This is a genomic window from Priestia sp. P5_B4, assembly GCF_056400385.1.
Genome location: NZ_JBFULJ010000309.1, coordinates 1 through 4105 on the forward strand (window position 1 = coordinate 1; position 4105 = coordinate 4105).

Annotated in this window: 4 protein-coding genes; 1 reads left to right on the forward strand and 3 read right to left on the reverse strand. The window is 32.5% G+C overall.

Annotation, left to right across the window (positions count from 1 at the left end; genetic code table 11):
- Window positions 1–66: 66 nt before the first annotated feature.
- Complete coding sequence (locus tag AC1DRF_RS18135; protein ID WP_427076330.1) at window positions 67–702, forward strand: YcnI family copper-binding membrane protein; 636 nt, start codon at window positions 67–69, stop codon at window positions 700–702.
- Between the two features lie 74 nt (window positions 703–776).
- Here the strand turns inward: AC1DRF_RS18135 and AC1DRF_RS18140 are convergent, their stop codons facing one another.
- The 3 genes from AC1DRF_RS18140 to AC1DRF_RS18150 all read right to left on the reverse strand — a co-directional run bounded on the left by AC1DRF_RS18140 (window position 777) and on the right by AC1DRF_RS18150 (window position 3951).
- On the reverse strand, window positions 777–1628 hold the full coding sequence (locus AC1DRF_RS18140) for a TIGR03943 family putative permease subunit (RefSeq protein WP_071275532.1): 852 nt from the start codon (window positions 1626–1628) through the stop codon (window positions 777–779).
- Window positions 1629–1643: 15 nt separating this feature from the next.
- Window positions 1644–2513 carry a permease gene (locus tag AC1DRF_RS18145; protein ID WP_230184764.1) on the reverse strand — a complete coding sequence of 290 codons (870 nt, stop codon included), beginning with the start codon at window positions 2511–2513 and terminating at the stop codon, window positions 1644–1646.
- 472 nt (window positions 2514–2985) lie between these two features.
- Window positions 2986–3951 (reverse strand): TIGR03943 family putative permease subunit, encoded by a 966-nt coding sequence (locus AC1DRF_RS18150; protein ID WP_477741330.1) that lies wholly within the window; start codon window positions 3949–3951, stop codon window positions 2986–2988.
- Window positions 3952–4105 lie beyond the last annotated feature (154 nt).

A 4105-nucleotide genomic window follows, 5' to 3' on the forward strand; every position in this document is an offset into this window, starting at 1 on the left:
GTTGTAATCTATAAAGACATCGTTGTTTATGATGTTAAATAATGATTTTAGAAAGAAGGAAAAGAAATGAAAAAACACGTAACAGCTCTTTTATCCACATTAGTTCTTTCAACGATTGCATTTGCGGGAACGGCGAGCGCTCATGTCGTCGTATACCCTCAAGAAGCAACACAAGGCTCTTATGAAAAATTTACTGTACGCGTTCCAAATGAAAAAGATATTCCAACTACAAAAGTGAAAATTGAGATTCCAAAAGACGTAGAAATATCTCGATTCGAGCCTAAAGAAGGATGGAAATATGAGCTTCAAAAAGACTCTGCAGGTTTGATTACAAGTGTGACATGGACGGCTACTGATGCAGGTTTGTCACCTACAGAGTTTGGGGAGTTTAATATGCAAGGAAAAGTAGGCGATAATGCCAAGAAGATTGTTTGGAAGGCTTATCAAACATATAAAGATGGATCAACAGTAGCATGGGAAGGACCAGCTGATGCCGATACACCTGCATCTATCACAACGGTAGTAAAAGGAAACGGAGCAGAGGGAGATTCTCATACATCAGCTACTAACGAAACTACTGCAACTAGTGAGGAAACTAACAATGATTCAAATGATGCACTTCCTACTACTCTTTCCATTGTTGCCTTAGTATTAGGCATTGTTTCATTAATTTTAAGTTTAAGAAGAAAGAAGCAGAGCTAGTTATTAAAGGTTTGACTAAACAACAATCTAAAAACGCAGGTTAACGTTTGTTAATCTGCGTTTTCTATTCTTATTTATTGATTATTACGATATACATAAGGGTCATCTGGTTTTTCTTCACGCTTTACTTTTGTTATTTTTACAATGGGAATTGTCTTTTTAAATGGTTGATAATACATCGTACTTACTTCACCAGTTACCGTTACCCAATCATCATTTTTAAATGATACATCATCCGGAAATTGAACTAACATCCCAAACACGCCTGAATCAGCTATACAATGAATAATCCCAAAACGAAATAAAAAGTACTGATTGTCTTTTAATTCTTTGGTGTGGTACATAAATCCCTTAAACTTAATTTGTTTTCCAGTAAACTCACCAGGATATCGATAAATGGTTTCCATCGCATTTAAAAACTCTTCATCTTCTAAATTAATGGTTTTTCCTTTTGAAAACTTTTTTAAATCTTTATGAATCATTTTATCGTATGCATCTTCTCCATAAAAAGAACTCGTATCTGGTTGTAGAAACTGATGTGAGGAGTAAGGATCTTTTTTATCATAAATAGGAAAATGAAATCCTTTCGCTTCAACAATATTTGAATCAAGTGTAGCTACAGGCAAAAAGAAGACAGTTAATACAGGTAAGAAATAAAGAGGGTACCAAGCCCGTCTTTTCCACTTGTTTGATGATTCGTGACTATGGCCACAGCTACAGTCATCATCATGATTATGGTGATGATCCTTTTCATCCGTTCCTGTCATATAAAACACTAACTCTGCAATGGTTAGGAACCATAGTAAGAAAATGGTGCCGAATGAAATCCATGAATATTTCATGTTAATGTATTTTGAAATATCTCCAGTTGCATGAAGATGCATAAATATCATAGTAAAGCCTAATAAAATTAAAACTCTAAACATAAATGTCCCTCCTTTTTAATGAACGATTAATAGAGATAGGACTAGTACCAGAATAAACACGTATGCAAATAGTGAAAAAACAAATTTTGTCTTAAATTGACTCAACATCATTAATGTATTTTTTATATCAAACATAGGGCCAAATACTAGAAAGGCTATAATTGCACTATCGTTAAATGTGCTTCGAAATGATGAAGCAATAAAGGCATCAGCTGAAGAACATAAGGATAAAATATAAGATAAACCCATCATAACTACATTTGAAGATACTGCTCCGTGGCCGAGAGCCATGAGGGTAGAGGTCTTCACATAAGTTTGCATGGCGGCCGCGATTAACCCACCGATAATGACAAATTTCCCAACAGAAAAGAATTCATCAATAGTATGTTTAAGAGCATCTCCTATTTTTTCACTCATCTTCTTAGAAGCAGTGTGTACATGTATTTCATTTTTAACTTGTGGTGTTTTAAATTGAAAGGCTAAAATTAAACCTACTATTAAAGATACAAGAAAGGCAACAACACCACGTTCAATCATGATTTTCCAATCGTTACCGAAAGCCACAAATGTCGCAAATAAGACAACAGGATTAATAATAGGCCCTGTTAACATGAACGGAATAGCAGCATATAAGGGAACACCTTTTGCCATTAAACGCCTTGTAATAGGGACAATTCCACATTCACAAGCTGGAAATAAAGCTCCAATTACACTTGCTAGAACAATTGCCCCAAATTTATTTTTAGGAATAGCTTTTGCCATCATTTCGTCTGTTACAAAAATTTGAATAATACCAGAAATAATTACACCTAATAATATAAAAGGTAGAGCTTCAATTAGGATACTAATAAATATGGTGTTCATTTGTAAAAGAGATGAACTCATTATACTCACTCCAACTAAGAAATAATCATGTTGCTTTATATTCGAATTTTCTGTTTGTTTTTAAACATAGAAAAAGCCCCTTTAAATAGAAAGTAATATCACTTACAAACAGTGATATTACACTATTTATATAAAGGGGACAATCTCAAAAAAAAAATAAATATATACAATAGCCGTAATAAAAAAATATCTTTATAACATAAACAACTAGCAGTCTCTAGGAAAGTGAGCTTAATCAAAACCCTAAAGACCATATTATTTAAAAATATCCTTTAATATTTACATTAACATTTCTTTTTACATTTGTACTTTACCATAGAAAAATGAAAGAATGGTGAAAAATAATTTAACAATTTTTTACTTTTGGTTCTAATCAAAAATTTTGCAGTACTTTAACACTATAATCTGAGTATATAACTGTTTTAATGGTGTATAGCTTATCTTCAACAGTAAATTTATTATAGAATGCTTTCTATTCACCAGGACCTATCAGCTGTTCATCTTGATAAAGTTCATATACGTAGGGGTTATCAGGTTGATGTATGGACTCAATCTGTTGAATTTGAATATATGGAACGTCCTCTTGATTGTACGTAGCTTTTTTAACTATTCCTTTTATATGAACCCAATTGTCTGTCTTAAATGTAGAGGCATTCTCTATAGTTGATAGCATTCCATAAACGGATGCATCTGCCACACAACATGATATGCCAAAACGAGCTACCACAAATTGATTATCTTTAAATCCATTTTCACGGTATACAAATCCATCGACCTCAATTTTTTTGCCTATAAACTGATCTACATTATTTTCAATGATACTCATCACAGGAATATAATCTGTATTATTTACATTAATGCTCTTTTGTTTTAGTAGCTTTTTTTCAAGTGATTTATAAAATCCTTTAGGTGGGATTTTAGGCGGAGAAATATTACTTTGATGCTCTAAGGGAACGTTTTTTGGTACTTCTTCTGAATCACCAGCTAATACCTTATTCGTGTATTCTTCTACTATGAAATTAGTAGATTTAACTTTATTGCTTCCTTGTTGAGCTGGTTGCTCGCCAGGGAGATTAGCTGAAAACTTCACTCCTCTTTTTACTGCAACTGAGCTGTCAAGTGTATGATTTGAAAATAAAAAGCCCGTCATAATAGGTAATAGAAATAAAGAGTAAATAAACGTTGTTCGAATTTTTCCTTTTTCCGTATGATCATGACCGCATTCACAAGATGAATCCTTATTTACACTACTTCGCCAAATTTGTATAATTCCCAACAAAAAAAAGGTACCAGAAGAAAACAATATAAAAGGCATCATTTTAGGCGCAATAAATTGAATGATTTTACCTGTTAATATGAGTTTAAACATAAGGAGGGAAAAACCAATTAGTAATATTCCCCTTATATAAATGATAAATTGTTGATCAATTTTATTCATACCATTTCTCCTATCTACTAACTATTCCATAAGTCATGACGATGAGATACACAATCACAGTAATGATAAGAATCAGACTAAATGCAAAACGTTTTTTAAAAAAGGACAATAGCATAATGGTGTTTTTAAAATCCATCATTGGTCCATATAGTAG

Excerpts from the sequence above, each read along its gene's own strand:
- AC1DRF_RS18135 (WP_427076330.1), top strand. The coding sequence starts at position 67 with ATGAAAAAACACGTAACAGCTCTTTTATCCACATTAGTTCTTTCAACG.
- AC1DRF_RS18140 (WP_071275532.1), bottom strand. The coding sequence starts at position 1,628 with ATGTTTAGAGTTTTAATTTTATTAGGCTTTACTATGATATTTATGCAT.
- AC1DRF_RS18145 (WP_230184764.1), bottom strand. The coding sequence starts at position 2,513 with ATGAGTTCATCTCTTTTACAAATGAACACCATATTTATTAGTATCCTA.
- AC1DRF_RS18150 (WP_477741330.1), bottom strand. The coding sequence starts at position 3,951 with ATGAATAAAATTGATCAACAATTTATCATTTATATAAGGGGAATATTA.